Source organism: Streptomyces sp. A0642 (assembly GCF_004795105.1).
Lineage (GTDB): Bacteria > Actinomycetota > Actinomycetes > Streptomycetales > Streptomycetaceae > Streptomyces.
Map to the genome: position 1 here is coordinate 17,724 of NZ_SSBL01000024.1, position 26,136 is coordinate 43,859.

Sequence of the window (26,136 nt, forward strand, 5' to 3'; positions counted from 1 at the left end):
GCAGGCGGGGGTTTGCGGCCCCACGGGATCCGCCCCTGTTTGCACGGCCCCCTGCCCCACCCGCACCCGCAGGAGTCGCCCATGACGCCCAACCCCTTTGCGCGCTCGGCCCGGCGCGAGAACGCCGCCCCCGCACCCGTTGGCCGCAGGGCCTGGCTGATCACGGCCATGATCGTGACCTTCATGGTGATCAACTTCGCCGACAAGTCCGTCCTCGGCCTCGCCGCCGTACCGATCATGGAAGAGCTGGACCTCAGCAACAGCACATACGGACTGGTCTCCAGCTCCTTCTTCTTCCTGTTCAGTCTCTCCGGACTGCTCGTCGGATTCCTCTCCACCCGGATCTCCAGCCGCATCCTGCTCTTCGGCATGACGCTGCTGTGGGCCGTGGCCCAGCTTCCGGTCCTGGCCGTGGCCTCGATACCCACCCTCATGGCCAGCCGCATCCTGCTGGGCGCCGCTGAGGGACCAGCGGCCTCGATGTCCATGCACGCCCTGTACAAGTGGTTCCCGCCCGAGCGCCGCGGCCTGCCCTCGGCCCTCCAGATCGGCGGAGCGGCGCTCGGCATGCTCCTCGCGGCACCCCTGGTCACCTGGCTGATCGAGGGCTTCGGCTGGCGCTCGGCCTACGCCGTCCTCGCCGCGGTCAGCGCGGCATGGGCGCTGGCGTGGTGGCGGATCGGGCACGACGGACCCTACGGCCACACGCGCGCCGGCTCCGTGGGCGGCCCCGGCCTCAGACTGCCGTACCGCAGGATCCTGCTGACCGGCACCGTCCTCGGCAGCGTCTCTAGCGCCTTCGGCGCGCAGTGGGCGCTGTCCCTCAGCCACGCCTGGCTGCCCACCTACTTCAGGAACCAGCTAGACATGTCGGCCGAGACCGCCGCCACCGTCATCAGCGTCATCTCCGGTTTCGGCCTGGTGCTTCTGTTGGCGGTCTCGCCCTTCGTGGACGCGCTGAAATCCCGGGGCGTGAGCAGTCGTTGGTCCAGCGGGGCGGCACAGGGCATCGCCGTGTGCGTGTCGGGCTGTGCGATGGCGGCGTTCCCGCTCGTCGATGCGTCCGGTCTGCGCCTCGCCCTGATCGCGCTGGCCTTCGGCGGGACCGCGATCGCCGTCCCCCTGCACTACATGACGACGGCCGAGGTCGTCCCGCCTGCACAGCGCGGCGCCGTCTTCGGCATCGTCGCCGCCACTGGCACCCTGCCCGGCCTCATCGCGCCATTCCTGACCGGGCACTTCATCGACGCGGCCGACAGCCCGGCCGCCGGCTACACCACCGCGTTCCTCACCGCCGCCGCGGTGATGGTCACCGCCGGCGCCCTCGCCCTGACGGCCATCCGGCCGGAGCGCGACGCACACCGCCTCGGCCTGGAGCACGCCGTGGCGGACACCGGCACTGATCCAGCGGACCCCGCCACACGTGTGGGACCACCGCACGCACGTCATATCGCGGAGCCGTGACCTGCGGCGCTGCAGACCGCCTCACAACGATGGCCAGGCCCCTGTCTCAGAACGGGGCCGTGAGCTGGTTGGCAACTTCGCCGCCGTCACCTTCTGGTGTTGCCGCCCGTCACGACGAAGGCGAGCGGACGGCCCCGGCCGTCACAAGCCAGGTGGATCGTGCTGGTCAGCCCGCCCCGGGACCGGCCGAGGGCCGGGTCGCGGAGCCCCCTTTTCGGGCCCCGGCCGCATGCTGGTGGGCCCGGACGACCGTCGAGTCGACCGACACCAGCCAGTCGATGTCGCCCGCCGCATCCGCCTTGGCCCGGGCGGCCCGCAGCATCCGGTCGAACGTCCCGTCCGCCGCCCACCTGCGAAAACGCCTATGCAGCGTGGCACACGGGCCGTAACGCTCGGGCACATCCCGCCAGGCCGTCCCGGTCCGGAACTTCCACACGATCCCGTTCAGGACCCGGCGATCGTCCAGCCGCTCCCATCCCCGCAACGACTCGGGCAGCAACGGCCGGAGGAACTCCCAAGCGGCATCGGACAGCTCATGGCGACGTATCACGACACCATGATCCACCAGCGACGATCATTTGAAGACACTGCCTAGTCCTGCGACGAGGACGGCGACCAGTCTGCGGGCGTCGTAGCGCGCGTCGCTGTCGGCGCCGATGCAGAGGTTCCCGATGCCGCGCATGAGCTGGTACGCGTCGAGGTCGGAACGGATCTCGCCGGACGCGGTGGCCGCGTCGAGGAGCTCGGTGCACACCGGGAGAAGACGGTCCAGGAAGTAGGTGTGCAGCGTCTCGAAGTCGGCGTTGCCGTTCCGCAGCGCGGCGGCGAGGCCGTGCTTGGTGACGAGGAAGTCGACGAAGAGGTTCAGCCAGCGCTCCAGTGCGGCATGAGGGGTCGGGCCGGTCGCCAGCAGGGCCGGGCCGGCCTCGGCGCAGGCGTCGACCTGGTGACGGTAGACGGCGATGATGAGATCCGCTCGCGTCGGGAAGTGGCGGTAGATCGTGGCCGTGCCCACGCCCGCCTCGGCCGCGATGTCGCGTACCGGCGCTTCCACGCCCGACGCGACGAAGACCATGGCGGCCGCATCGAGCAGGGTCTCCTTGTTGCGCCGGGCGTCCGCCCGTTGGGGCGGGGCCGAAGGCCCTGTGCCCGGGTCGCCGTCATGCATCGCGTCACTCTCTCCGTCGCCCATGCTTGCTAAACGGGACACCGTTCCGTATCTTCAAACGGGACAGCGTTCCGTTTCTCATGATGTCAGAGCAGGGGCCGGCAGCCAAGCCATGGCCGCCCCCCGCGCTGTCCCCACTCCACCAGCAACGGAGGAACATCGTCATGCAGTACCGCACCTTGGGCCGTACCGGTCTGCAGGTCAGCTCCCTCGCGCTCGGCGCGATGAACTTCGGCACGATGGGACGCACCACGCAGGACGAGGTCACCGCCCTCGTCGACGCCGCTGTCGAGAGCGGCGTCAACCTCATCGACACCGCCGACGTATACAGCAACGGAGAGTCGGAAGAGCTGGTGGGCAAGGCCATCGCCGGTCGCCGCGACGACATCGTGCTGGCCACGAAAGCGGGCCTCCCGATGGGCGACGAGCGCAACCACCGGGGCGGTTCGCGCCGCTGGCTGACCACCGCGCTGGACAACAGCCTGCGCCGTCTCGGTGTCGACCACGTCGATCTCTACCAGATCCACCGGTGGGACCCGCGCACCGGCGACGAGGAGACGCTGTCGGCGTTGACCGACCTCCAACGTGCCGGGAAGATCCGCTACTTCGGCTCTTCCACGTTCCCCGCCTACCGCATCGTGCAGGCCCAGTCGGCAGCTCGCGAGCACCACCTGAGCCGCTATGTCACCGAGCAGCCGAGCTACTCGATCCTGCAGCGCGGCATCGAAGGCGACGTGCTGCCCGTGGCCGAGCAGTACGGGCTCGGCGTGCTGGTGTGGAGCCCGTTGGCATCGGGCTGGCTGTCGGGCGCGATCCGCGAAGGCCGCGAGGTGACCACCAGCCGCTCCACGTTCATGCCGCAACGCTTCGACACCGCCATCCCCTCCAACCGGGCCAGGCTCGACGCCGTGGAGCAGTTGGCCACCGTCGCGGACGAGGCGGGCCTGACCCTGATCCAGCTCGCGCTCGGATTCGTGACCGCGCATCCCGCCGTGACCGGCGCGCTCATCGGTCCCCGCACCCTGGACCACCTGCACACACAGCTCGCCGCCGCCGATACCGTGCTCTCCGCCGACGTGCTGGACGCGATCGACGCGATCGTCGCTCCCGGCACCGACCTGGCCGCGCACGAGAAGAACGACACCCCGCCCGCGCTGCTCGACCCGGGGCTCCGACGCCGCTGACACCCCGCCCCGCCGGGCAACGCTCTCTGCCCCAAGGGACCTGGCCCCCTCCCGTACCCCCCGGGTATACAGGAAAGGTTCGCTCCGCCCAGCCCGGAAGGTCACCCGGATGCGCCCGCACGCCTCCAAGCCCGCCCACGACGGCGTCGAGACCGAGCGTCCGGCGGCGCGCAAGCCTCCGCAGGCGTCGGAGAGGGAAGGGAGCGCCGCCCCGCACGGGCTGTTCCCGCTTCCCCGGGCGGCGGGGAACGCGGCCCTGGTCCAGCTGCTGCGGCAGGCGGGCCACCCCGGGGCCGAGGAGGCGCATCAGCGCGAGGGCGGGCAGGTGTCCGGGCCGCCCGCCGCCGCCCACGACGTACAGCGTTCCGCCGTCCACGACGTGCTGCGCTCCGCCGGGCAGCCCCTGGACAGCGGGACCCGTACGGACATGGAGGCCCGGTTCGGCGCGGATTTCGCCGATGTACGCGTCCACAGGGACGGCGCGGCCCGCACCTCCGCCGCCGAGATCGGGGCCCGCGCGTACACCTCGGGGAACCACATCGTGCTGGGCGACGGCGGGGGCGACCGGCACACGCTGGCGCACGAGCTGACCCACGTCATCCAGCAGCGCCAAGGCCCGGTGAGCGGCACCGACAACGGCGGCGGTCTCCGGGTCTCCGACCCTTCCGACCGGTTCGAGCGCGAGGCGGAGGCACAGGCGAGGCGCGTCCTGTCCGGCAGTGCCCCGGTTCGTGAAGCGGCGGAGGCGACGACCGCCTCGCCCGGCTCCGGCGATCCGTCCGTGCAGCGGATGCGCAGCGACAACCCCCACGCCTCCGGCGGCGCGCACAACGGGTGGGAGCTGACCGCGCACCACGTCGTCGCGCACTCCCAGCTGACCGGGGCACTGGACTCCGTGGACCCCGGGAAGCGGGCGGTCCTGCTGCGCGAAGCCGTTCCCGAAGAGATCACCGACACGATGCTGGCGAATCTGAAGGTCGAGATTCCGCCGCACATGAACCGGGACGATTTCAGGAAGAGGTTCCGCGCCGCACTGGTCAAGCCGGGCGGGGGCGACAAGGCCGAGTTCCTGGGGAACAACCTCAACGAGATCCGCTACGCCTTCTACGAGTGGCAGGGCGGCAATCAGTTCCTCGGGCCCAACACCAGCATCCGCGCGGAACCGACCGGTCATGGGGAGGACACGGACTACGACGGCCAGGCCTTCTCACCGCTCGGCGACCGGTTCGCGGATCTCATCGCCCTGGGAGACGAGTTGAAGGCCGCGAACGCGGCCCGGGACAAGAAGAAGCAGACCCGGCTCCTGCACGACATCCTGCGCATCACCGTGAACGCCACCCCGCGCCCGTTCGACGCCTCGGCCTGGACCGAGGTGACGTCGGTGGGTGAAGTGGACCGGCTGGCCGTCGCATTGGGCCGGGACCACATGCGGGACTACACCTACTTCATGATGCGGATGGACGACGTCGCGAAGGGGAGGTACACCGGGATCTCCCAGAACGAGGAGAAGACGAAGTTCTTCTACTTCGGAGAGCCGATCAGCCCCTTGGAGATCAAGGGGTCGTTCCTCTACATCAAGCTGAACACGGCGCAGGAGACGGTCGTCACGAAGGACAAGGTGGCACTCGCCAAACTCCTGCCCAACGCCCAGGCGGTCGGCGGGGACGTGGAATTCGATCTGCCCGCGGGCGGAGAGTTCGACAACGGGTCCCTCACCCTGCCCGGGTACGCGGGATCGGTCCCCGCCGAGGAAACCGCGACCGGACGGTACCGGGTGAAGAAGAACATCTACCAGAACCGGAAGCTCGATACGGACGCCTCCGGAATGAAACTGTCGGACTACTGCCAGCAGGTCCGCGTCCCGACCTCCACCTTCCTCCCCCGCGTCGTCGTGGAGGCGCTGGGTTAGGGGTTCGTGGCCGCGCCGGGCGTCCTGGCGTTCCCGCCGGGGCCGCAGGTGCGGGTGGAACTCCTGAGGTTCCCGCCGGGGCGGCCGGAGCGGGTGAGCTCCTGACGTTCCCGCTGGGGCCGCAGGTGCGGGTGGAGCGGCATGGGGGCAGAGGGCCGCCTGACGGTGGGCCGTGCGGCGGCACAGGGGCGGAAGGCCGCCGGACGGTGGGCCGTGCCCGAGCGCGTCACCGTGAGCGCAACGTTCGACGACACCGGCCCCCGGGGACGCATCCCCGGGGGCCGGTGTCGTGAACTGCTGTGCGAGAACTACCGATCCGTCAGGATCAGAAGTCCATGTCACCGCCCGGCATGCCGCCCGGAGCGCCGCCGGCAGCGGCCTTCTCCGGCTTGTCGGCGATGACGGCCTCGGTGGTGAGGAAGAGCGCGGCGATGGACGCGGCGTTCTGCAGGGCGGAGCGCGTGACCTTCGCCGGGTCGAGAATGCCCTCGGCGATCATGTCGACGTACTCGCCGGTCGCGGCGTTGAGGCCGTGACCGATCGGCAGGTTGCGCACCTTCTCGACGACGACGCCACCCTCGAGACCACCGTTGACGGCGATCTGCTTGAGCGGGGCCTCCAGCGCCAGCTTGACGGCGTTGGCGCCGGTCGCCTCGTCACCCGAGAGCTCGAGCTTCTCGAAGACGGCCGAGGCCTGGAGCAGAGCCACGCCACCACCGGCGACGATGCCCTCCTCGACGGCGGCCTTGGCGTTGCGCACCGCGTCCTCGATGCGGTGCTTGCGCTCCTTGAGCTCGACCTCGGTCGCGGCGCCGGCCTTGATGACGGCCACGCCGCCGGCCAGCTTCGCGAGGCGCTCCTGGAGCTTCTCGCGGTCGTAGTCCGAGTCGGAGTTCTCGATCTCGGCACGGATCTGGTTGACGCGGCCCTGGACCTGGTCGCTGTCACCGGCGCCGTCGACGATCGTCGTCTCGTCCTTGGTGATGACGACCTTGCGGGCGCGGCCGAGCAGGTCGAGACCGGCGTTCTCCAGCTTGAGGCCGACCTCTTCGGAGATGACGGTGCCACCGGTGAGGATGGCGATGTCGCCGAGCATGGCCTTGCGGCGGTCACCGAAGCCCGGAGCCTTGACGGCGACGGACTTGAAGGTGCCACGGATCTTGTTGACGACCAGGGTCGACAGGGCCTCGCCCTCGACGTCCTCGGCGATGATCAGCAGCGGCTTGCCGGACTGCATGACCTTCTCGAGCAGCGGAAGGAGGTCCTTCACGTTGCTGATCTTCGAGTTCACGATCAGGATGTACGGGTCGTCGAGGGACGACTCCATGCGCTCCATGTCCGTGGCGAAGTACGCCGAGATGTAGCCCTTGTCGAAGCGCATGCCCTCCGTGAGCTCCAGCTCCAGACCGAAGGTCTGGGACTCCTCGACGGTGATGACGCCTTCCTTGCCGACCTTGTCCATGGCCTCGGCGATGAGCTCGCCGATCTGGGTGTCGGCGGCGGAGATGGAGGCCGTCGAAGCGATCTGCTCCTTGGTCTCCACGTCCTTGGCCTGCTCCAGGAGGGCGGCGGAGACGGCCTCGACGGCCTTCTCGATGCCCCGCTTGAGAGCCATCGGGTTCGCACCCGCGGCCACGTTGCGAAGACCCTCGCGGACGAGCGCCTGAGCGAGAACGGTGGCGGTGGTCGTACCGTCGCCGGCGACGTCGTCCGTCTTCTTGGCGACCTCCTTGACCAGCTCCGCACCGATCTTCTCGTACGGGTCCTCCAGCTCGATCTCCTTGGCGATGGAAACACCATCGTTGGTGATCGTGGGGGCGCCCCACTTCTTCTCAAGGACGACGTTGCGGCCCTTGGGGCCGAGGGTGACCTTGACGGCGTCGGCGAGCTGGTTCATGCCGCGCTCAAGACCGCGCCGGGCCTCCTCGTCGAAGGCGATGATCTTGGCCATATGAAGTGGTCCTCCCGGACAGGGGTGGATTTCTCCGGACCGAGAGGCGCCCGCGACGGACGGCCTGCGTGTCTGCCGGTTCCTTGCCCCGGAGACCTGCGGGCCTCACCGGCCCGGTCCAAGTTTCTGTCACTCTCACCCAGAGAGTGCTAAGCCAATAATTAGCACTCGACCCCCGAGAGTGCAAGCGTCGCCCTCGGAGTGTGGACAGCGGCCGAGCGGGACGCGCAAGCACCCGCGGACACGAGCACGCCCCCGCCGCGGCGCCCCCGGGACGCAGGAAGGGTCCGTACCCCAGGGGTACGGACCCTTCGTGCGTGAGTAGTGACGTCGGCCGGCTGTGCGGCGGCTGGCCGGGCTCAGCCGACGGCGAGCTTGACCATGTCGGCCTGGGGCCCCTTCTGGCCCTGCGAGATCTCGAATTCAACTCGCTGACCCTCTTCGAGGGTGCGGTATCCGTCCATCTGGATCGCGCTGTAGTGGACGAAAACATCCGCACCACCGTCGACCGCGATGAAGCCGTACCCCTTCTCCGCGTTGAACCACTTGACGGTGCCCTGAGCCATGCCTAACTCCCCTATTACTGGCCCTTGCACAGGACCGCACTTCGCGGGCCCGGGTCAGAACTCACCCTCCGACAGGAGAGGGCTCGTGCGCCGGAACGCGTCGACCGCGGCCGAATGTATCTGCCCAACTGCCCTCTGCAACAGGTCAATCGGACGAGAATTCTGAGCAGCATCGATCGCCCGAATGCGGGGAAGTGAGGGGATTCCTGGGCAAGTCGGGCCAGGCAAAGGTGACTTATGGCGCAAGGAGCTCAGCGACTTTGGCTGCATCTTGTCGTGGCCGGGCGCATTCTCATATGCGGGCGGCACGGGCAGCGGAGGGGACTTCCCACACTGTACCGCGCTCAACCATGCAGAATTGCCCCCTCCGCTTCTCTCGCAGAGGGGGCAACTCCGGTGACACGGTGAAGTCGGACCCGCCCCGTGAAGGGCAGGTCCTTTCGTCTGGATCAGGCCGGACCCCGCGAGCCCGGCCTGATCCGAACGAGAGGGTCTGCGCCCGCGGCTCAGCAGCCGCCGGCGACGGCCGGGATGATCGAGACGCCGGCGCCGTCCGGCGTGACCGCGTCAAGGCCCCCCTCGAAGCGCACGTCGTCGTCGTTGACGTACACGTTCACGAAGCGGCGCAGCTTGCCCTGGTCGTCCAGGACGCGGGCGGCGATGCCCGGGTGGTCCTTCTCCAGGGACTCGATGACCTGGGAGAGGGTCGCGCCCTCGGCCGGGACCTCGGCCTGGCCGCCCGTGTAGGTGCGGAGGATGGTGGGGATACGGACCTTGACGCTCATGGTGGGTGCCCTTCCTGGTGTCGGGTGGTCAGCTGGTGGCGAGGCCCGCGGCGCGGAAGGCCTCCAGGCTCGGGCGGATCGTGGCACTGGCCTGCGAGGTGGCCGCCACGGCGTCCAGCGTCTTGAGGCCGTCACCGGTGTTCAGGACGACGGTGGTGAGCGTCGGGTCGAGCACGCCGGCGTCGATCAGCTTCTTCGTCACGCCGACCGTCACCCCGCCCGCCGTCTCGGCGAAGATGCCCTCGGTGCGGGCCAGCAGCTTGATCGCGTCGACGACCTGCTCGTCGTTGACGTCCTCGACGGCGCCGCCGGTGCGGCGGGCGATGTCCAGGACGTACGGGCCGTCGGCCGGATTGCCGATCGCCAGGGACTTGGCGATCGTGTTCGGCTTCTGCGGCCGGACGACGTCGTGACCGGCCTTGAAGGCCGCGGAGACCGGGGAGCAGCCCTCGGCCTGGGCGCCGAAGATCTTGTACGGCCTGTCCTCGACCAGGCCGAGCTTGATCAGCTCCTGGAGGCCCTTGTCGATCTTCGTGAGCTGCGAGCCGGACGCGATGGGGATGACGATCTGGTCGGGCAGCTGCCAGCCGAGCTGTTCGCAGATCTCGTACGCCAGGGTCTTGGAGCCCTCGCCGTAGTACGGGCGCAGGTTGACGTTGACGAAGCCCCAGCCCTCGCCGAGCGGGTCGCCGATGAGCTCGGAGCAGAAGCGGTTGACGTCGTCGTAGTTGCCCTCGATGCCGACCAGCTCGCCGCCGTACACCGCGGCCATGACGACCTTGCCCTGCTCCAGGTCGTGCGGGATGAACACGCACGAGCGCAGGCCGGCCCGGGCGGCGGCGGCGCCCACGGCGCCGGCGAGGTTGCCGGTGGAGGAGCAGGAGAGGGTGGTGAATCCGAAGGCGCGGGCGGCCTCGACGGCGATCGCGACGACGCGGTCCTTGAAGGAGTGCGTCGGGTTCCCGGAGTCGTCCTTGACGTACAGGCCGCCGGTGACGCCCAGCTCGCGGGCGAGGTTGTCGGCCTTGACCAGCTTGGTGAAGCCGGGGTTGAGGTTGGGCTTGTCAGCGACGTCGGAGGGGACCGGCAGCAGCGGCGCGTAGCGCCAGATGTTGTCCGGTCCTGCCTCGATGCGCTTCTTCAGCTCGTCCGGGGAGCCGCTCGGCAGGTCGTATGCCACTTCGAGCGGCCCGAAACACGAGGCGCAGGCGAAAATGGGACCGAGTGCGAATCGCTCTCCGCATTCGCGGCAGGAAAGCGCCGCGGCGGGACCGAGGTCCACGGAAGATTCGGTGTGTGCTGCAACAGTCTCAACAGCCATGATGGCGAGGCCCTTTCTCCTCATCTTCCTCGCGACGCATTTCGTCACGAGACGGAATTGGCACCTTCCCCACCTGACCTCGCGGTCGGCGGGAGGGTTGCCGGGACTTCAACGGGCCGTTCCCTCTGTCCCTCTGGATGAGCGCTATGGCACTGGACCATGGATCCAGGCGTTTATCGGCGTACCGACCCCGGCATGCGAGGGTCGTCCGCGTTGTTCAGACTGTAACCGAAGCACCGGACTGTTGAGATAGTCGTCCGTACCGCGAGATGGATCACATACAGGGAGTATCGACCGTGCTCGAAGAGGTCGAACGCTGGCTGACCAGGCGTTCCTGGTCGGCCGACGACCGTCCGCTGGACCGTCTGCTGGACGCCAGGAACGAGGCGCACGGCTCGCGCGTGAGCGTGGTGCTGCCCGCGCTGAACGAGGCGGAGACGGTCGGGGACATCGTCACGACGATCCGGCGCGAGCTCATGGAGAAGGTCCGGCTGGTCGACGAGCTCGTGGTCATCGATTCCGGTTCCACGGACGCCACCGGGGAGGTCGCCCGCCGGGCCGGCGCCCGGGTGGTCCACCGGGACGCGATCCTGCCCCGCATACCCGCCGTCCCCGGGAAGGGCGAGGTGCTGTGGCGGTCACTCCTGGTGACGAGCGGCGACATCGTCTGCTTCATCGACGCGGATCTGAAGGACTTCTCGGCCGACTTCGTCTCCGGCACCGTGGGCCCGCTGCTCACCGATCCCCCGGTGCAGTTCGTCAAGGCGATGTACGACCGCCCGCTCGACGGAACCACTGCTCAGGGCGGCCGGGTCACCGAGATGGTGGCACGCCCGCTGCTCAATCTGCACTGGCCCCAGCTGGCCGGCTTCGTCCAGCCCCTCGGCGGCGAGTACGCCGTGCGCCGCTCGCTGCTGGAGCGCCTCCCGTTCCCGGTCGGTTACGGAGTGGAGTTGGGCCTGCTCGTCGACTCCCTGCACACCGTCGGCCTGGACGCCCTCGCCCAGGTGGACGTCGGCGTGAGGAAGCACCGCCACCAGGACGGCCAGGCGCTCGGCCGGATGGCGGCCACCATCTACCGGACCGCCCAACTCCGCCTCTCCCGCGGCCCTCTGGTCCGTCCGTCGATCACCCAGTTCGAGCGCGGCGAGCACGGCTTCGTCCCGCACACCTACCCGGTGGACACCGAGGAGCGGCCGCCGATGTGCGAGATCGAGGAGTACGTTTCACGCCGCGCGGCCTGAGCCGGTCTGACTTCGCACGTTTGGGCGGTTCGTGATCGGGCTAGATTCCGCCCATGGTCTCCGAGCACGCCCACACCCCCCAGCCCGCTGCCCAGGTACTCGTCGCGTCCAACCGCGGCCCCGTCTCGTACGCGCTGCGCGAGGACGGTTCCCTCGACGCCAAGCGCGGCGGGGGCGGACTCGTCTCCGGACTGAGCGCCGTGGACGACAAGATGTGGGTCTGCGCCGCCCTCGGGGAAGGTGACCGGGAGGCGGTGCGGCGCGGGGTCGGCGAGCCGGGCGTCCGGATGCTCGACATCGACGCGGACGTGCACGCCGACGCGTACAACGGCATCGCCAACTCGGTGCTGTGGTTCGTCCACCACCTGCTCTACCAGACGCCCGTCGAGCCCGTCTTCGACGCGGAGTTCCGCCGGCAGTGGGCGTCCTTCGAGACGTACAACCGGGCCTTCGCCGAGGCGCTCGCCGAGGAGGCGGGCGAGGGCGCGGCCGTCCTCGTGCAGGACTACCACCTGTCGCTGGTGCCCGGCATACTCCGCGAACTCCGCCCCGACCTGCGCATCGGCCACTTCTCCCACACCCCGTGGGCGCCCGTCGACTACTTCCGGCTGCTGCCCGACGACATCGCCGAGAAGCTGCTCCGCGGCATCCTCGGCGCCGACCGGGCGGCCTTCCTGACCCGCCGCTGGGCCGACGCGTTCATCGGCTGCTGCACGGAGATCCTCGGCGGCACCGGCCGCACCCGGATCGGGGTGCACGGCCTCGGCGCCGACGCGGACTTCCTGCGCCGCCGCGCCCACGAGCCGGATGTGGACGAGCGGATGGCGGCGCTGCGGGAGCAGGTGGGCCCGGGCCGGAAGACGATCGTGCGGGTGGACCGTACGGAACTCTCCAAGAACATCGTCCGCGGCCTGCACGCCTACCGGGCCCTGCTCGACGAGCGGCCCGAATGGCGCGGGCGCGTCGCCCACATCGCGTTCGCCTACCCCTCGCGGCAGGACCTGGCGGTCTACCGGGAGTACACGGCCGAGGTGCAGCGCGTCGCCGAAGGGATCAACAAGACGTACGGGACGGCGGACTGGACCCCGGTCGTCCTCCACGTCAAGGACGACTTCGCCCGCTCGCTCGCGGCGTACCGGCTGGCGGACGTGGCGCTCGTCAACCCGATCCGCGACGGGATGAACCTCGTCGCCAAGGAGGTCCCGGTCGTCTCCGACGCCGGCTGCGCGCTGGTGCTGTCGCGGGAGGCGGGGGCGTACGAGGAGCTGGGCGCCGACGCGATCACGGTGAACCCGTACGACGTGTCCGCCACCGCCGCGGCCCTCCACGAGGCGCTGACGATGGCGGACGACGAGCGGACGGCCCGCACGGAGCGGCTGGCCGCGGCGGCCACCGCGCTGCCGCCGCAGCAGTGGTTCCTGGACCAGCTAGAGGCGCTGCGCCAGGGCTGACAGGAACGCGACGACGGCTCCCGGGCCGGGCAGCGACAGGTCGGCGCGCTCGGCCAGTTCGGGCACTTCCGCGCCGCTGCAGACCAGCAGGCCGGGGGTGCCCTCGGGGCCCTCGGTGCGCAGTTTGTCGACGGCGGCGTACGCGGCGAGGTCGCCCAGGTCGTCGCCCGCGTACAGCACGGACGCGGCGCCGGTCTCCTGCACGTACCGGGTGAGGGCGACGCCCTTGTCCATGCCGGGGGGCCGCAACTCCAGAACCAGGCGGCCCGGTTCGACGATCAGCCCGTGGCGGGCGGCGAGCTCGCCCAGGGGGCCGCGCAGGGCGTCGAAGGCGGCCTGCGGGTCGGCGGCGCGGCGGGTGTGGACGGCGAGCGCCTGCCCCTTCTCCTCTATCCAGGTGCCGTGCCAGGAGTCGAACCTGTCCAGTACGCCGGGGAGTTCGGCCCGCGCGGCGGCGACGCCGGGGTGCGGGGCTGGGGCCTGGACGGTGCCGGAGACGGCGTCCCACCGTTCGGCGCCGTAGTGGCCCAGGACGACGAGCCGGTCCAGCCCCTCGACGCCGGCGAAGCCGCCGTAGCGGACCGCGACACCGGCCGGGCGGCCGGTGATCACGGCGATCGACGCCACCTTGGGGGCGAGCGCGGCCAGCGCCTCGACGGTGCCGGGGTGGGCGCGGGCCTGTTCGGGGTCGGGGACGATGTCGGCGAGCGTGCCGTCGAAATCGAGCGCGATGACGGCGCGGTCGGGCCGCGCGAGAAGCGCGGCGAGGCCCTCCTGGCCGGCGGGGGTGGTCGGAGCCGGCAGGGGCGGGGTGTGCGGAGTGCTGCCCATGCCCCGAGCCTATAGGCGGTGGCCTGGACGCGGTGCCGGGGCGGGGTGCGAGTGCGGTGCTCCCGGGGGGCGGTTACCCCCGGGAGGGGCGGGACCTTCCGGGCGCGGGTGCTCCCGGGGCGGGGGGCCGTCGGGCGCGGGTGCTCCCGGGGCGGGGGGCCGTCGGGCGCGGGTGCTCCCGGGGCGCTGCCCCGGACCCCGCTCCTCAATCGCCGGAGGGGCTTGAATTGGCCCGGCTTGGCTCTGGCCTGCCCCGCGCTTGGATTTACCCCGGCTGGGCCCGCCCCTGCCCGCATTTACCCCGCTGGGCCCGCCCCCGCCCGCGCCCGCATCTACCAGGCTGGGCTCTGCCCTGACTGCGCCGGTGTTGCCCGGCTGCGCTTGGGTTTGCCCGTATGGGGCTTGACGCACACCCGGCGGGCACCGCTGTGCGCGGTCGCCCACGACGCACCCAGCCCCGCCGGCGATTGAGGCGCGGGGTTCGGGGCGGAGCCCCGGGAGCTCCGGCGGCCGCGCCGCACCTCCCGAACCCGGCGCGCCGCAGCGTGCAGGGGCGCCGGCGGTCGCGCAGCGCCCCGAGGTCATCGGCGTCCGCGGCGGGCCTCACGCACGCGGCGCAGGCGGTTCACCGTCACCGGGTCCGCCTCCAGGGCGCGCCGGTCGTCCAGCAGGGCGTTCAGGAGTTGGTAGTAGCGGGTCGGGGACATGCCGAGCTGTTCCCTGATCGCCCGCTCCTTCGCCCCCGGCCCGGCCCACGACTGCCGCTCGACCGCCAGGACCGCGCGGTCCCGGTCGGAGAGTCCGGCGGGAGGGGCGGGCTCGTCGGGGCCGTTCGGGGGGAGGGCGGTCATATCAGCCAATATATGGCGCGGTCCGCGGGTCGTGGGGCGCCGGCCGGCGGACCGTGCCCGCGGGCCGCTACTCCGCGGTCTCCGCCGCCGTGGACTCCTGCGCGATGTGCTGGAGCACGCTCTCCGGGTTGGCGCCCGGCTCGACCGCCTTGCCGATGTTCTCCTTGATCGACTCGCTGGCCTGGGCCCAGGACGTCTTGCCGAACGGGTAGAACTCCGCGCTGGACAGCGCTGCCAGGAACTTCCGCAGCGGCTTGAACTTGGGGTCGCTCTCCATCGACGCCGAGGCGGAGTCGGTGACCGGCAGCAGGTCGTACTTGTCGGCGAACTCGATCACGTTCTTGTCGCTGAACATGAAGTCGAAGAACTTGCCCATCTCGATCCGGTGGCCGTTCTGCTTGAACCCCATGATCCAGTCGGCGACGCCCATCGACCCCTCGGTGGGGCCGTCGGCGCCGGGCAGCTTCACCATACCCACGTCGACGCCCTGCTTCTGGGCTTCTTCCATCAAGGTCGGGTGGCCGTTGAGCATGCCGACGTCGCCCTTGGTGAACGCCGCGAAGGCCTTGGCCCGGTCGAGCTTGCCGGGGGCGACGGGGCCGACGAGCCCCTTGTCGACGAGGTTCGACTTCAGCCAGTTGAACGTCCTGACGTTGTCGACCGAGTCGATGTCGTACGAGCCGACGTCGTCGGTGTAGCCACCGCCGCCGCTGAGCAGCCACATCAGGGTCTCGGCCTGGGACTCCTCCTGGCCGAGCGGCAGCGCGAACGGGTACTTCACCCCGCGCTGCTTGAGTGCCGCGGCGTCGGCGGCTATGTCGTCCCAGGTCTTCGGGGCCTTGATGCCCGCCCCGGCGAAGAGGTCCTTGTTGTAGAAGAGCAGCCGGGTGCTGGCCACGAACGGCAGCCCGTACTGGATGCGGCTCACCCGTCCGGCGTCCGCGAGCTTCGGCAGGAAGTTGGCCTGGGTCGGGATGCTGAGCATCTGGTCGGCGGAGTAGAGCTTGCCGGCCTTGGCGTAGTCCGCGTACGCGCCGATCTGCGCGATGTCCGGGGCGTTCCCGGCCTTCACCATCTCGGCGACCTTGCGGTCGACGTCCGTCCACGGGTAGACGGTCACGTCCACCTTGATCCCGGGGTGGGACGCCTCGAAGCTCCGGGCGACGTCGTCCCAGTACGTCTGCGACTTGTTGGCCTCACCGGTGCCGTAGTCGGCCGCGACCAGTTTGAGCGTGACGTCGCCCGAGCCGGCGCCGCCGCCACAGCCCGCCAGCGTGGCCGTCATCCCCAGTGCGGCGACAGCCGCCGTCAGTCCCAAGTAACGCCGCTGCACAGCTCAGTCCGTCCTCGTTGATTACGTCACCCGTGGCACCCATGTCCGCATGGGCCCTACGGGTGAGCTGCGATTTTGCACCACTCCGGGCAGGAGGTCTACACCACCGGGGTATCGCTTCCGCAGCACAGCAGCATTGCACGGGACGTGGAGCGACTGCTAAGGAGGTCTCGGCCGGGCAGCACCTGGCCCCGTCCCGCCCTGTTCCGTACCCCGTCTCCGCCCTGTCGGGCGCGTCCGCACGCACCCGGTGCCACCGGGCCGCCCCAGCCACCGCCCAGCCGCAAGGAGCCGTCCAGCATGTCCCGTACCGCAGCAGAAATCGCCACCCAGCCCAGCAGCTGGCGCCGCGCCGCAGAGGCGGGTGCGGCCTTCGAGGGGCTGCCGCGTCCGGGCGAGCGGGTCGCCGTGACCGGGTGCGGCACCTCCTGGTTCATGGCCATCGCCTACGCGGCGCTGCGGGAGGCGGCCGGGCAGGGCGAGACGGACGCGTACGCCTCGTCGGAGTTCCCCGCCGGCCGGACGTACGACCGGGTCGTGGCGATCACCCGCTCCGGTACGACGAGCGAGGTGCTGGCGCTGCTGGGGGAGCTGCGCGGCAGGACGGCCACCGTCGCGCTGACCGCCGACCCGAAGACGCCGGTCATGGAGGCCGCCGACACCGTGGCCGTACTGGACTGGGCGGACGAGGAGTCGGTCGTCCAGACCCGGTTCGCCACCACCGCGCTCGCCTTCCTGCGGGCCGGCCTGGAGGCGGCGGGACCGCTCCCGGCCGGAGTGAAGACGGTCGCCGAGGCCGCCGTCGACGCGGAGCTGGCGGTGACCGAGCCGCTGGACGAGGCGGTGGTGGCGGCCGAGCAGTGGACGTTCCTCGGGCGTGGCTGGACGTACGGCCTGGCACAGGAGGCCGGGCTGAAGATGCGTGAGGCCGCGGGCGCCTGGACGGAGTCGTACCCCGCGATGGAGTACCGGCACGGCCCGATCGCGATCACCGGCCCGAACCGGGTGGCCTGGGTCTTCGGCCCGCTGCCCGAGGGGCTCGCCGGTGAGGTCGCCGCGGTCGGCGGGACGCTCGTGGCCCACCGGTCGGCGGACCCGATGGCCGACCTCATCCGGGCGCAGCGGCTCGCCGTGGTCCTCGCGGAGTCGAAGGGCTACGACCCGGACCATCCCCGCAACCTGTCGCGCAGCGTGATCCTTCCGGAGTAGCGCCGTCGCCGGCGGGCGGCCCGTCGTGCCGCCGCCCGCCGGACTCCGGCGTCCTGCGCGGCCGCTCCGCACGGCGACGGGCGTCCTCACTGTCGCCGGTCGTGCCGGTTGGCCCCGGTAGCCGCCGGTTGCCACCGCTTGCCGCCGGTTGCGCCCCCGCTTTTGTATGGATGCGCAACAAACAGCGATAGTGGACTAGACCTTTTGCCTTCGCCGGGCGAAACTGTTTCCCGTGAAACACGTCATCGCCCTCGATGTGGGCGGCACCGGAATGAAGGCCGCACTGGTCGGGGCCGACGGCACCCTGCTGTACGAGGCGCGGCGCGCGACCGGCAGAGAGCGGGGCCCCGACGCCGTCGTGGAGTCGGTTCTCGGCTTCGCCGCGGACCTGCGCGCGTACGGCCAGGAGCACTTCGGCGCGAGCGCTCTCGCGGCCGGCGTCGCGGTGCCCGGCATCGTCGACGCCGTGAACGGGATCGCCGTCTACGCGGCGAACCTGGGCTGGCGCGACGTACCCATGCGCCGACTCCTCGGCGAACGGCTCGGCGGCGTACCCGTGGCCCTCGGCCACGACGTCAGGACCGGCGGGCTCGCCGAGGGCCGGATCGGTGCCGGCAAGGGCGCCGACCGCTTCCTGTTCGTGCCGCTCGGGACCGGGATCGCCGGAGCCATCGGCATCGCCGGCGCGATCGAGGCGGGCGCCCACGGCTACGCGGGCGAGATCGGCCACATCGTGATCCGGCCGGACGGCCCGGACTGCCCCTGCGGCCAGCGCGGCTGCCTCGAGACGCTGGCCTCCGCGGGCGCGGTCAGCCGTGCCTGGGCGGAGGCCTCCGGCGACGCGAAGGCCGACGCCGCCGACTGCGCCAAGGCCGTCGAATCGGGCGACCCGAAGGCCGTCGGGGTCTGGAGCGACGCCGTCGACGCGCTCGCGGCCGGACTCGTCACCGCGCTCACCCTGCTCGACCCCCGCACCCTCATCATCGGTGGCGGTCTCGCCGAGGCCGGGGAAACCTTGTTCACACCACTCCGTGCGGCCGTCGAGGAACGCGTCACGTTCCAGAAGCTGCCCCACATCGTCCCGGCGGCCCTCGGGGACACCGCCGGATGCCTGGGCGCAGGGCTGCTCGCCTGGGATCTTCTCTCCACGGAGGTATCCGCCTGATGGCCGGACGCGCAGACAGCACCGTTCTCGCAGGTGGCCGGGTGGTACTCCCCACCGGCACCGTCGAGAACGGCCGGGTGATCGTCGAAGGCGCCCGCATCGCCGGAAGCACGGCGGAGGGCGCCCCGGCCATCGACCTGTCCGGCCACTGGATCGTTCCCGGCTTCGTGGACATGCACAACCACGGCGGCGGCGGCGCGTCCTTCACCTCCGGCACCGTGGACGAGGTCCTCACCGGCGTCCGCACCCACCGCGAGCACGGCACCACCACCCTGGTCGCCTCCACCGTCACCGGCGAGATGGACTTCCTCGCCGAACGCGCCGGCATCCTCTCCGAACTGGTCGAACAGGGCGACCTGGCCGGCATCCACTTCGAGGGCCCCTTCATCTCCCCGTGCCGCAAGGGCGCCCACAGCGAGGGCCTGCTGCGCCACCCGGACCCGGCCGAGGTCCGCAAGCTGATGGACGCCGCGCGCGGCACCGCGAAGATGTTCACCCTCGCCACCGAACTGCCCGGAGGCATCGACTCCGTACGGCTGCTCGCCGAGCACGGCGTCATCGCCGCGATCGGGCACACGGACGCCACGTACGAGCAGACCGTCGAGGCCATCGACGCCGGCGCCACCGTCGCCACGCACCTGTTCAACGCGATGCCGGCCCTGGGCCACCGCGCACCCGGCCCCATCGCCGCCCTCCTGGAGGACGAGCGGATCACCGTCGAGCTCATCAACGACGGCACGCATCTGCACCCGGCCGCCCTGGAGCTCGCCTACCACCACGCGGGCGCGCACCGCGTCGCGCTGATCACCGACGCCATGGACGCGGCCGGTTTCGGCGACGGCCGCTACCAGCTCGGCCCGCTCGCCGTCGACGTGGAGGACGGCGTCGCCCGGCTCGTCGAGGGCGGCTCCATCGCGGGCTCCACCCTCACCCTGGACACCGCGTTCCACCGGGCCGTCACCATCGACCGGATCCCGGTGGGCGACGTGGTGCAGTCCATCTCCGCCAACCCGGCCCGGCTCCTCGGCGTGTACGACCGGGTCGGGTCCCTGGAGCCCGGCAAGGACGCCGACCTCGTCGTCCTGGACGAGGACTTCCGGCTCACGGGCGTCATGCGCCGGGGCGAGTGGATCGTCCGGCCGCCGCAGACCCGCTGAATCCGCACGTGTCCCCCGCGCTCCGCGTAACGAAGAGACGGCGGTTGACCCCGACGTCTGGGCCGACCGCCGTCTCTTTGGCATGATCACCTGGGAAACCAGCAGGGAAAGCGCGTTCTGGCAAGGGATCCGCGCTCCACACGGATCGAGGGGGCAGCCGAGGTGATCCTCACGGTCACGCTGAACACGGCGCTCGACCTGACGTACGGCGTGCCGGCGCTCGTCCCGCACACCAGCCACCGCGTCACCGACTTCTCCGAGCGCCCCGGCGGCAAGGGCGTCAACGTCGCCCGAGTCCTCGCCGCCCTCGGCCACGACAGCGTCGTCACCGGCTTCGCCGGAGGCACCACCGGAGCCGTCCTGCGCGAACGGCTCGCCGCACTCCCCTCCGGTCCCGCGGCCGTCACCGACGCGCTCGTGCCCGTGGCCGGCGACACCCGCCGCACCCTGGCCGTCGTGGACCGCGCCACCGGGGACACCACCCAGTTCAACGAACCCGGACCGCACGTCACCGCCGACGAGTGGGCCGTCTTCCTCAGCTCGTACGGCGAACTGCTCGGGGCCGCCGACGCCGTCGCCCTGTGCGGCAGCCTGCCGCCCGGCATCCACGTCGGCGCGTATGCCGAGCTGGTCCGCCTCGCCCGCGCCGCCGGGGTCCCCGCCCTCCTGGACACCAGCGGCGAACCGCTGCGCCGGGGCATCGCCGCCCGCCCCGACCTGATCAAGCCGAACGCCGACGAGCTCGCCCAGCTCACCGGCGCCCGCGAACCCCTGCGCGGGGCCCGGGACGCCCGCCGCCGCGGGGCCCACGGGGTCATCGCCTCGCTGGGGCCCGACGGCATGCTGGCGGTCTCCCCCGACGGCACCTGGCAGGCGAGCCCGCCCGCGGCCGTGAAGGGCAATCCGACCGGAGCCGGTGATTCCGCGGTGGCCGGGCTGCTGTCCGGACTCGTGGAGGGCCTGGACTGGCCCGACCGGCTGCGACGGGCGGTGGCCCTGTCGACGGCGACCGTGCTCTCGCCCACCGCCGGTGACTTCGACCGTGCGGCGTACGAGGAGCTGCTGCCGCGCGTCGGTATCGAGAAACACGCAGACGCGGCCTGAGAGCGCCGCGCCCCCAGCGGGACCCGCCCGCCGGGGCCCGAGGAAGCCACAGAGGTCAGCATGCCGCTCGTCAGCACCGGTGAACTCGTCTCCGCCGCCCAGGCGCGGGGACGCGGGATCGCCGCCTTCAACGTCATCACGCTGGAACACGCCGAGGCCATCGCCGCCGGCGCCGAGCGCGCCGGCGCCCCCGCCATCCTCCAGATCTCCGAGAACGCCGTGAAGTTCCACGGCGGCCGGCTCGCCCCCATCGCCGCCGCGGCCGCCGCCGTGGCCCGCGCCTCGGACGCCCCGCTCGCCCTGCACCTCGACCACGTCGAGTCCGTGGAACTGCTGCACCGGGCCCACGACGAGGGCTTCGGCTCGGTGATGTTCGACGCCTCCAAGCTGGGTTACGAGGAGAACGTGCGGGCCACCGCCGCGGCGGTCGCCTGGGGGCACGAGCGCGGCGTCTGGATCGAGGCCGAGCTCGGCAAGGTCGGCGGCAAGGAGGGCGAGGCCCCCCTCGACGCCCACGCCCCGGGCGTCCGCACCGACCCGGCCGAGGCCGCCGCGTACGTCCGCGCCACCGGCGTCGACGCCCTGGCCGTCGCCGTCGGCTCCTCGCACGCCATGACCGAGCGCACCGCCGCCCTGGACCACGAGCTGATCGGCCGGCTCCGCGACGCCGTCCCCGTCCCGCTGGTGCTGCACGGCTCCAGCGGCGTCCCCGACGAGGAGATCCGCCGGGCCGTCGCGTCCTCCGGCATGGTCAAGATCAACGTGGGAACGGCGCTGAACACCGCGTTCACCGGGGCCGTGCGCGCCCACCTGGCCGCGCACACCACGGGCGTGGACCCGCGCAAGTACCTCGCTCCCGGCCGCGAGGCGATGGCCGCGACGGTGGCCGGCTTCCTGGCCCTGATGGGCTGATCAACGGACCGGCCCCCTCGCCGCAGGGCGAGGGGGCCGGAACGCGCAGGCGTGAGGGCAGGACGGGTCAGCGCCCCTGGTGACCGGCCTTCAGGGACAGCTGGTCCAGGTTGGCGTCACACTGGTCGCCCTCGTTGCAGGAGATCATCAGAGTGTTCTGCCCCTTGGTGAGGTTGACGTAGGCGTACGTCGTCGTCCACCCCTTCTCCAGATCGCCCTCGGGCGCCTGGGCGAAGTTCGTCATGTTGATGGAGCGCGGGGCCTCGGCGTTGACGGTGAGGGACGTCTTGGCGTCCTTGCCGGGCACCCCGTACGTCACGAACAGCGTGTACTCGCCGGCCTCCGGCACGTCGACGGACCAGGTCGCGGACCTGCCCACGGCGTTGAGGTTGATGTACTGCCCGTTGTTGCTCTTGGCGCCCTTGACGGTGTTGTCGAGCGCCGCGTCGCCGCCGAGCTTCAGAGACGCCGCGTCCTGCTTCGGCAGTTCCGCCGGGGCGTCGGAGCTCGCGCTCTGCTTCGGCGTCGGCGACTGCTCCACCTCACCGGCCGGGCCGGAGGAGGACGTGGCCTCGGCCTTGTTCTTGTCCTTGCCGTCGTCGTCCGTCATCAGCGCGACACCGATGCCGATGAGCACGACCGCGACCACCGCGACCGCCGCGATCAGCAGGCCCTTGGTGTTGGGACCGCCCCGGCCGGGGTCGCCGCCACTGCCGCGGCCGCCCTGGTGCGGCACCTGCGCGGTGGCTCCACCGGGATACGTCTCCGGGGCCGCGTACTGGGCGCTCGGCTGGCCGTACGGGGCGCGCGGCTGACCGTACGGCGCCTGGGGCTGCCCGTACGCCTGCTGCGGCGGCACCTGGCCGTACTGGCGCTCACCGACGGTCCGCACCTGGTTGTACGAGGTCCGGGGCACTCCCGGCTGCGCGGCGGGTCCCGGGTAGCCGTAGCCGCCCTGTCCCGGCGGCTGCGCACCGGCTGCCTGCCCGTCCTCGTAGAGGTAGCCGAACGGATCGTCGTCCTCGGGTGTGCTCGCGCCGTTGTTCCCGGCCATCCCTGGGTCACTCCTCACCATGTCGCCAGCCGTCGCCGAATATCGCCAGTCGTCGCCGACCGGCCGAGCCTACCCCGAACGGAGCACGCCAAGAATTGCCGGAAGCGGGGACCCGAGGAGCCGCGTGCCCGCGGAACCACGGCGCGGCGAACGTCAGCCGGCTCTGCGGTGAACCTTGGAACGGGACCGTTTCTCGACGTACATCCGCTGGTCGGCGGAGCGCAGCACCTCTTCGGCCGTCATCCCGCAGGCCGCCCAGCCGATACCGAAACTCGCCCCGACGCGCACCGCCCGGCCGTCGACCCGAATGGGCGGAATGATGGCGTTACGCAGGCGTACGGCCAGGTCCGCGGCGTCCGCGTTCCCCAGACCGTCCGCGAGAACGACGAATTCGTCACCCCCGAGCCGGGCGACGGTGTCACCGTCCCGGACACACGTGGTGAGCCGACGGGCGACCTCGATGAGAACCGCGTCACCCGTGTGGTGCCCGAAGCGGTCGTTGATCGACTTGAAGCCGTCGAGGTCGCAGAAGAGGACCGCGAGCCCCTTCGAGCCGTCGTCGTTCCCCGTGTCCGGTGCGACGGAATGCACATGGTGGTCGTACGGTCCGACGCCCCGGCCGGCGTCGAAGCCCTCGGCGGGGTAGCCGTGCATCCGGGCCTCGTCCACATCGCCGTACGCCGCGTCCAGCGCCTGCACGTCGGTCGACGCCACCGCGTGCGGGCGCTCGCACAGCCGGGCGCTGAGCCGGGCCCGCAGTTCCGCGCTGTTGGGGAGCCCGGTCAGGGCGTCGTGCGAGGCGCGGTGCGCGAGGTTCAGCTCGTGCCGCTTGCGCTCCTCTATGTCCTCCACGTGCGTGAGGAGGAAGCGCGGGCCGTCCGCGGTGTCCGCGACGACGGAGTTGCGCAGGGAGACCCACAGATAGGTGCCGTCCCGGCGGCCCAGCCGGAGCTCGGCCCGGCCGCCCTCGGCGGAGGTGCGGAGCAGGGTGCCGATGTCCTCGGGGTGGACCAGGTCGGCGAAGGAGTAGCGGCGCAGGACCGAGGCGGGGCGGCCCAGGAGCCGGCACAGGGCGTCGTTGGTGCGCAGCAGCCTGCCGTGCTGGTCACCGCCCATCTCGGCGATGGCCATGCCGCTGGGGGCGTACTCGAAGGCCTGGCGGAAGGATTCCTCGCTGGCCCGCAGCGCCTGCTGTTCCCGCTCCAGGCGGACCAGGGCGCGCTGCATGTTTGCTCGGAGTCTGGCGTTGCTGATCGCAATGGCCGACTGGGAGGCGTACATCTGGAGGGCCTCACGGCCCCAGGCGCCGGGCCGGCGGCCGTTGCGGGGGCGGTCGACGGATATGACGCCGAGGAGGTCGCTGCCGCCGCCCGAGGCGTACATCGGGGCGTAGAGCCGGTCCTGCGGGTGCCACTCGTCCTCGAAGCGGGGCTCGGGGCCCTCGGTGTGCCACTGCGGGACGTCGTCGTCGAGGAGGACCCAGCCGTCGGTGTGGGGTATGAAGCGGAGCTCGTCCCAGACCTCGCCCATGGCCAGCCTGCGCTCCCAGGAGATACGGGAGCCGACACGGCCGGTGATGAGGGCCTCCGCGGCGCTGTTGCCGGCGAAGGCGGCGACGACGAGATCACCGTCGGGACGGACGAGGTTCACGCAGGCAAGCTCGTATCCGAGACCGGCGACGATTCCGTCGGCGACGGTCTGCAGTGTGTCGGCCAGGCTCCGCGCCGTGTTGAGATCGGCGACGGCCTGGTGCAACTGCCGCATCGTCGCAAGACGGACGTACGGCTCCGACTCGGCCTCCATTGCTCGCACTCCCCGAGACCTCGACAGCACTCCAGATTTCATATCGACGTACTTGACGTACTGACTGCAGTGTCACGGCCACTGAATCACAGTGAGCTGTGCACCCGGTACACAGGGTCAACAAATACTGCACTCTGTGACTTAAGTCACAACAGGTGATGAAGGGTCAGAAGTGCCACGCTTGAGCGGTCCGTCCTTTTCTTGAACGCAAAACGCAAATCCCCGCCGTCGTCGGCGGCCCGGGGCGACCGGTCCTAGGACCCGGCTGGTCCCTTGGCCCGATGCGGGGGACCACCGTACGCGGCTAGCGTTCCCGGTGTGTTGCAGACGAAGCCCCCCACCCCGCGTACCGAAGCCGTCCCCCATGCTGAGGGGGTGAGCAATGACGAGTTCCGCGGCGCCCTCGCCCGGCTGGCAGCCGGAGTGGTCCTGATCACCGCGCAGGAGCCCCCGCTCGACGAGCACGGACGCGGCGAGGACGTGGGCATGACGGCGACCGCCTTCATGTCGGTGTCGCTCGACCCGCCGCTGGTCATGGTGAGCGTGCGCAACGACTCCCGGATGGACGATTTGCTGGCGGAGCAGCCGCTGTGGGCCGTGTCCGTGCTCTCGGAGAGCCAGCGGCACATCGCGGGACGGTTCGCCATGAAGGGCCGGATCAGCGACCGGCTGCTCTTCGAGGACATCCCGTACGTACGGGGAGAGGTCACCGCCGCACCCCTGGTCGGCGGGGCGCTGGCGACGCTGGAGTGCCGCACGGAGCAGCGGATCACGGCGGGTGACCACACGCTGGTGATCGGCCGGGTGCTCGGCGCGCAGCTGCCGACCGGGGACGGCGGCCCGCTGACGTACTTCCGCGGGCGCTACCGCCAGCTGGACTGAGACCGACTGGCCGGCGTGCGGTGCGGTGCGGCGGCACTAAGAGTCCCGGCGCGAGTGCCTCGACTCCGGGCGGCGGGAGGCCAGAACCCCGGTCCCGGCCGGAGCGGCCTCGGCTCGGGGCGGCGAACGACTGCGGCCCCGGTCCCGGCGGCCTTGATGCAGGGCGGCGGGTGACCGCCGGCCGCGGCCGGAGCGGCCTCGGCTCCCACGCGGCGGGCGGCTACCAGTCCCTGCCGGAGCGGCCGCGCTTGGTGTCGCCGCGCTGCTTCTTCTCCCGCAGCCTGCGTTCGTTGATCCCGCGAGGGATCTTGCGCTTCACGCGCGCCTTGGGCGGCGGGGCGGTCGCCTCGGCCAGCAGGGCCGTGAGCCGCACGGCGGCCGTTTCCCGGTTGCGCCACTGCGAGCGGTGCTCCGAGGAGCGGACCGACACCACGCCGTTGACCAGCCGGTTCGCCAGCCGTTCCAGCGCGCGCTCCTTCCACACCTCGGGCAGCGACTCGGTCGCCGCCAGGTCGAAGCGCAGCTCCACCTGGGAGTCGCTGGTGTTGACGTGTTGCCCGCCGGGCCCGGAGGACCGCGAGAAACGCCACATGAGCTCGGCCTCCGGCAGGGAGACCGCACCGCGGATGACATAGGGCCCGGACATGACACCCATGTTCCCCGGCCCACCGGGGGTTCGTCACCTCCTTTTGACGCCGGCCCTTCCTCCGTCTGCCCGCGCACCGTCATCACTTCGGTAAAGAAAGTAAAGGCGGCAGGAACCTCGCGGGGCCCTGCCTGCGTTATGGACTG

General features: G+C 71.2%; 22 protein-coding genes, 1 pseudogene and 1 riboswitch. Of the genes and pseudogenes, 11 read left to right on the forward strand and 12 right to left on the reverse strand.

Features of this window, described 5'->3' with window-relative positions:
- The first annotated feature begins 81 nt into the window (after positions 1-81).
- Positions 82-1,464, forward strand: a complete 1,383-nt coding sequence (locus tag E6R60_RS29465) for an MFS transporter (RefSeq protein ID WP_136329741.1) — start codon at positions 82-84, stop codon at positions 1,462-1,464.
- Positions 1,465-1,562: 98 nt separating this feature from the next.
- Here the strand turns inward: E6R60_RS29465 and E6R60_RS29470 are convergent.
- Both E6R60_RS29470 and E6R60_RS29475 read right to left on the reverse strand, forming a co-directional pair.
- Positions 1,563-2,014, reverse strand: a pseudogene (locus E6R60_RS29470) (IS5 family transposase); the annotation flags it as partial.
- A 24-nt stretch (positions 2,015-2,038) separates the two neighbouring features.
- A complete protein-coding gene (locus E6R60_RS29475; protein ID WP_136329743.1) occupies positions 2,039-2,632 on the reverse strand; it encodes a TetR/AcrR family transcriptional regulator in 594 nt (197 codons plus the stop codon).
- 164 nt (positions 2,633-2,796) lie between these two features.
- Between E6R60_RS29475 and E6R60_RS29480 the strand changes: the two genes are divergently transcribed.
- Positions 2,797-3,816: an aldo/keto reductase gene (locus tag E6R60_RS29480; protein ID WP_136329744.1), complete on the forward strand. Its 1,020-nt coding sequence runs from the start codon at positions 2,797-2,799 to the stop codon at positions 3,814-3,816.
- 109 nt (positions 3,817-3,925) lie between these two features.
- The gene (locus tag E6R60_RS29485) at positions 3,926-5,725 is read left to right on the forward strand and encodes a DUF4157 domain-containing protein (protein ID WP_136329745.1); all 1,800 of its coding nucleotides are present in this window, start codon (positions 3,926-3,928) and stop codon (positions 5,723-5,725) included.
- Positions 5,726-6,050: 325 nt separating this feature from the next.
- Here the strand turns inward: E6R60_RS29485 and groL are convergent, their stop codons facing one another.
- From groL to thrC, 4 genes are all read right to left on the reverse strand, one after another.
- Positions 6,051-7,676 (reverse strand): chaperonin GroEL, encoded by a 1,626-nt coding sequence (gene groL / locus E6R60_RS29490; RefSeq protein WP_123524516.1) that lies wholly within the window; start codon positions 7,674-7,676, stop codon positions 6,051-6,053.
- A gap of 359 nt (positions 7,677-8,035) precedes the next feature.
- Positions 8,036-8,242, reverse strand: a complete 207-nt coding sequence (locus E6R60_RS29495) for a cold-shock protein (RefSeq protein WP_003967346.1) — start codon at positions 8,240-8,242, stop codon at positions 8,036-8,038.
- A gap of 506 nt (positions 8,243-8,748) precedes the next feature.
- Positions 8,749-9,027: a MoaD/ThiS family protein gene (locus E6R60_RS29500; protein WP_136329746.1), complete on the reverse strand. Its 279-nt coding sequence runs from the start codon at positions 9,025-9,027 to the stop codon at positions 8,749-8,751.
- A gap of 28 nt (positions 9,028-9,055) precedes the next feature.
- Positions 9,056-10,348, reverse strand: a complete 1,293-nt coding sequence (thrC, locus tag E6R60_RS29505; RefSeq protein ID WP_136329747.1) for a threonine synthase — start codon at positions 10,346-10,348, stop codon at positions 9,056-9,058.
- Positions 10,349-10,365: 17 nt separating this feature from the next.
- Positions 10,366-10,492, reverse strand: a riboswitch (SAM riboswitch).
- Between the two features lie 152 nt (positions 10,493-10,644).
- Here thrC and E6R60_RS29510 point away from each other — a divergent pair.
- Both E6R60_RS29510 and E6R60_RS29515 read left to right on the forward strand, forming a co-directional pair.
- A complete protein-coding gene (locus E6R60_RS29510) occupies positions 10,645-11,592 on the forward strand; it encodes a glucosyl-3-phosphoglycerate synthase (protein WP_136329748.1) in 948 nt (315 codons plus the stop codon).
- Positions 11,593-11,645: 53 nt separating this feature from the next.
- Positions 11,646-13,043: a trehalose-6-phosphate synthase gene (locus tag E6R60_RS29515; protein WP_136329749.1), complete on the forward strand. Its 1,398-nt coding sequence runs from the start codon at positions 11,646-11,648 to the stop codon at positions 13,041-13,043.
- Here the strand turns inward: E6R60_RS29515 and otsB are convergent.
- The 3 genes from otsB to E6R60_RS29530 form a co-directional block, all read right to left on the reverse strand.
- Complete coding sequence (otsB, locus tag E6R60_RS29520; RefSeq protein WP_136329750.1) at positions 13,020-13,874, reverse strand: trehalose-phosphatase; 855 nt, start codon at positions 13,872-13,874, stop codon at positions 13,020-13,022. The genes E6R60_RS29515 and otsB overlap by 24 nt on opposite strands.
- Before the next feature lie 581 nt (positions 13,875-14,455).
- Complete coding sequence (locus E6R60_RS29525; RefSeq protein WP_136329751.1) at positions 14,456-14,725, reverse strand: DUF3263 domain-containing protein; 270 nt, start codon at positions 14,723-14,725, stop codon at positions 14,456-14,458.
- Between the two features lie 67 nt (positions 14,726-14,792).
- Entirely contained in the window at positions 14,793-16,010 is a 1,218-nt protein-coding gene (locus tag E6R60_RS29530) for an extracellular solute-binding protein (RefSeq protein WP_168713699.1), read from the reverse strand.
- A 348-nt stretch (positions 16,011-16,358) separates the two neighbouring features.
- Between E6R60_RS29530 and E6R60_RS29535 the strand changes: the two genes are divergently transcribed.
- From E6R60_RS29535 to E6R60_RS29555, 5 genes are all read left to right on the forward strand, one after another.
- Complete coding sequence (locus E6R60_RS29535; RefSeq protein WP_136329752.1) at positions 16,359-17,267, forward strand: sugar isomerase; 909 nt, start codon at positions 16,359-16,361, stop codon at positions 17,265-17,267.
- A gap of 232 nt (positions 17,268-17,499) precedes the next feature.
- Complete coding sequence (locus E6R60_RS29540; protein ID WP_136329753.1) at positions 17,500-18,432, forward strand: ROK family protein; 933 nt, start codon at positions 17,500-17,502, stop codon at positions 18,430-18,432.
- The gene (gene nagA, locus E6R60_RS29545) at positions 18,432-19,589 is read left to right on the forward strand and encodes an N-acetylglucosamine-6-phosphate deacetylase (RefSeq protein ID WP_136329754.1); all 1,158 of its coding nucleotides are present in this window, start codon (positions 18,432-18,434) and stop codon (positions 19,587-19,589) included. Before E6R60_RS29540 ends, nagA begins: the two co-directional genes overlap by 1 nt.
- Positions 19,590-19,751: 162 nt before the next feature.
- On the forward strand, positions 19,752-20,693 hold the full coding sequence (locus tag E6R60_RS29550; RefSeq protein WP_136329755.1) for a 1-phosphofructokinase family hexose kinase: 942 nt from the start codon (positions 19,752-19,754) through the stop codon (positions 20,691-20,693).
- A gap of 60 nt (positions 20,694-20,753) precedes the next feature.
- Positions 20,754-21,605: a class II fructose-bisphosphate aldolase gene (locus tag E6R60_RS29555; protein WP_136329756.1), complete on the forward strand. Its 852-nt coding sequence runs from the start codon at positions 20,754-20,756 to the stop codon at positions 21,603-21,605.
- A 67-nt stretch (positions 21,606-21,672) separates the two neighbouring features.
- Here the strand turns inward: E6R60_RS29555 and E6R60_RS29560 are convergent, their stop codons facing one another.
- Positions 21,673-22,659, reverse strand: coding sequence for a carbohydrate-binding protein (locus E6R60_RS29560; protein WP_136329757.1), 987 nt, complete (start codon positions 22,657-22,659; stop codon positions 21,673-21,675).
- Between the two features lie 153 nt (positions 22,660-22,812).
- Positions 22,813-24,462 (reverse strand): diguanylate cyclase CdgB, encoded by a 1,650-nt coding sequence (gene cdgB, locus E6R60_RS29565; protein WP_136329758.1) that lies wholly within the window; start codon positions 24,460-24,462, stop codon positions 22,813-22,815.
- A gap of 375 nt (positions 24,463-24,837) precedes the next feature.
- On the opposite strand from cdgB, the gene E6R60_RS29570 reads away from it, so the two are divergent.
- Positions 24,838-25,344 carry a flavin reductase family protein gene (locus E6R60_RS29570; RefSeq protein ID WP_136329759.1) on the forward strand — a complete coding sequence of 169 codons (507 nt, stop codon included), beginning with the start codon at positions 24,838-24,840 and terminating at the stop codon, positions 25,342-25,344.
- Between the two features lie 220 nt (positions 25,345-25,564).
- On the opposite strand, the gene arfB is transcribed toward E6R60_RS29570, so the two are convergent.
- On the reverse strand, positions 25,565-25,999 hold the full coding sequence (arfB, locus tag E6R60_RS29575) for an alternative ribosome rescue aminoacyl-tRNA hydrolase ArfB (RefSeq protein ID WP_136329760.1): 435 nt from the start codon (positions 25,997-25,999) through the stop codon (positions 25,565-25,567).
- Between the last annotated feature and the right edge of the window lie 137 nt (positions 26,000-26,136).

Coding starts and splice junctions, on each gene's coding strand:
- E6R60_RS29465 (WP_136329741.1), top strand. CDS start 82: ATGACGCCCAACCCCTTTGCGCGCTCGGCCCGGCGCGAGAACGCCGCC.
- E6R60_RS29475 (WP_136329743.1), bottom strand. CDS start 2,632: ATGCATGACGGCGACCCGGGCACAGGGCCTTCGGCCCCGCCCCAACGG.
- E6R60_RS29480 (WP_136329744.1), top strand. CDS start 2,797: ATGCAGTACCGCACCTTGGGCCGTACCGGTCTGCAGGTCAGCTCCCTC.
- E6R60_RS29485 (WP_136329745.1), top strand. CDS start 3,926: ATGCGCCCGCACGCCTCCAAGCCCGCCCACGACGGCGTCGAGACCGAG.
- groL (WP_123524516.1), bottom strand. CDS start 7,676: ATGGCCAAGATCATCGCCTTCGACGAGGAGGCCCGGCGCGGTCTTGAG.
- E6R60_RS29495 (WP_003967346.1), bottom strand. CDS start 8,242: ATGGCTCAGGGCACCGTCAAGTGGTTCAACGCGGAGAAGGGGTACGGC.
- E6R60_RS29500 (WP_136329746.1), bottom strand. CDS start 9,027: ATGAGCGTCAAGGTCCGTATCCCCACCATCCTCCGCACCTACACGGGC.
- thrC (WP_136329747.1), bottom strand. CDS start 10,348: ATGGCTGTTGAGACTGTTGCAGCACACACCGAATCTTCCGTGGACCTC.
- E6R60_RS29515 (WP_136329749.1), top strand. CDS start 11,646: ATGGTCTCCGAGCACGCCCACACCCCCCAGCCCGCTGCCCAGGTACTC.
- otsB (WP_136329750.1), bottom strand. CDS start 13,874: ATGGGCAGCACTCCGCACACCCCGCCCCTGCCGGCTCCGACCACCCCC.
- E6R60_RS29525 (WP_136329751.1), bottom strand. CDS start 14,725: ATGACCGCCCTCCCCCCGAACGGCCCCGACGAGCCCGCCCCTCCCGCC.
- E6R60_RS29530 (WP_168713699.1), bottom strand. CDS start 16,010: ATGACGGCCACGCTGGCGGGCTGTGGCGGCGGCGCCGGCTCGGGCGAC.
- E6R60_RS29535 (WP_136329752.1), top strand. CDS start 16,359: ATGTCCCGTACCGCAGCAGAAATCGCCACCCAGCCCAGCAGCTGGCGC.
- nagA (WP_136329754.1), top strand. CDS start 18,432: ATGGCCGGACGCGCAGACAGCACCGTTCTCGCAGGTGGCCGGGTGGTA.
- E6R60_RS29555 (WP_136329756.1), top strand. CDS start 20,754: ATGCCGCTCGTCAGCACCGGTGAACTCGTCTCCGCCGCCCAGGCGCGG.
- E6R60_RS29560 (WP_136329757.1), bottom strand. CDS start 22,659: ATGGCCGGGAACAACGGCGCGAGCACACCCGAGGACGACGATCCGTTC.
- cdgB (WP_136329758.1), bottom strand. CDS start 24,462: ATGGAGGCCGAGTCGGAGCCGTACGTCCGTCTTGCGACGATGCGGCAG.
- arfB (WP_136329760.1), bottom strand. CDS start 25,999: ATGGGTGTCATGTCCGGGCCCTATGTCATCCGCGGTGCGGTCTCCCTG.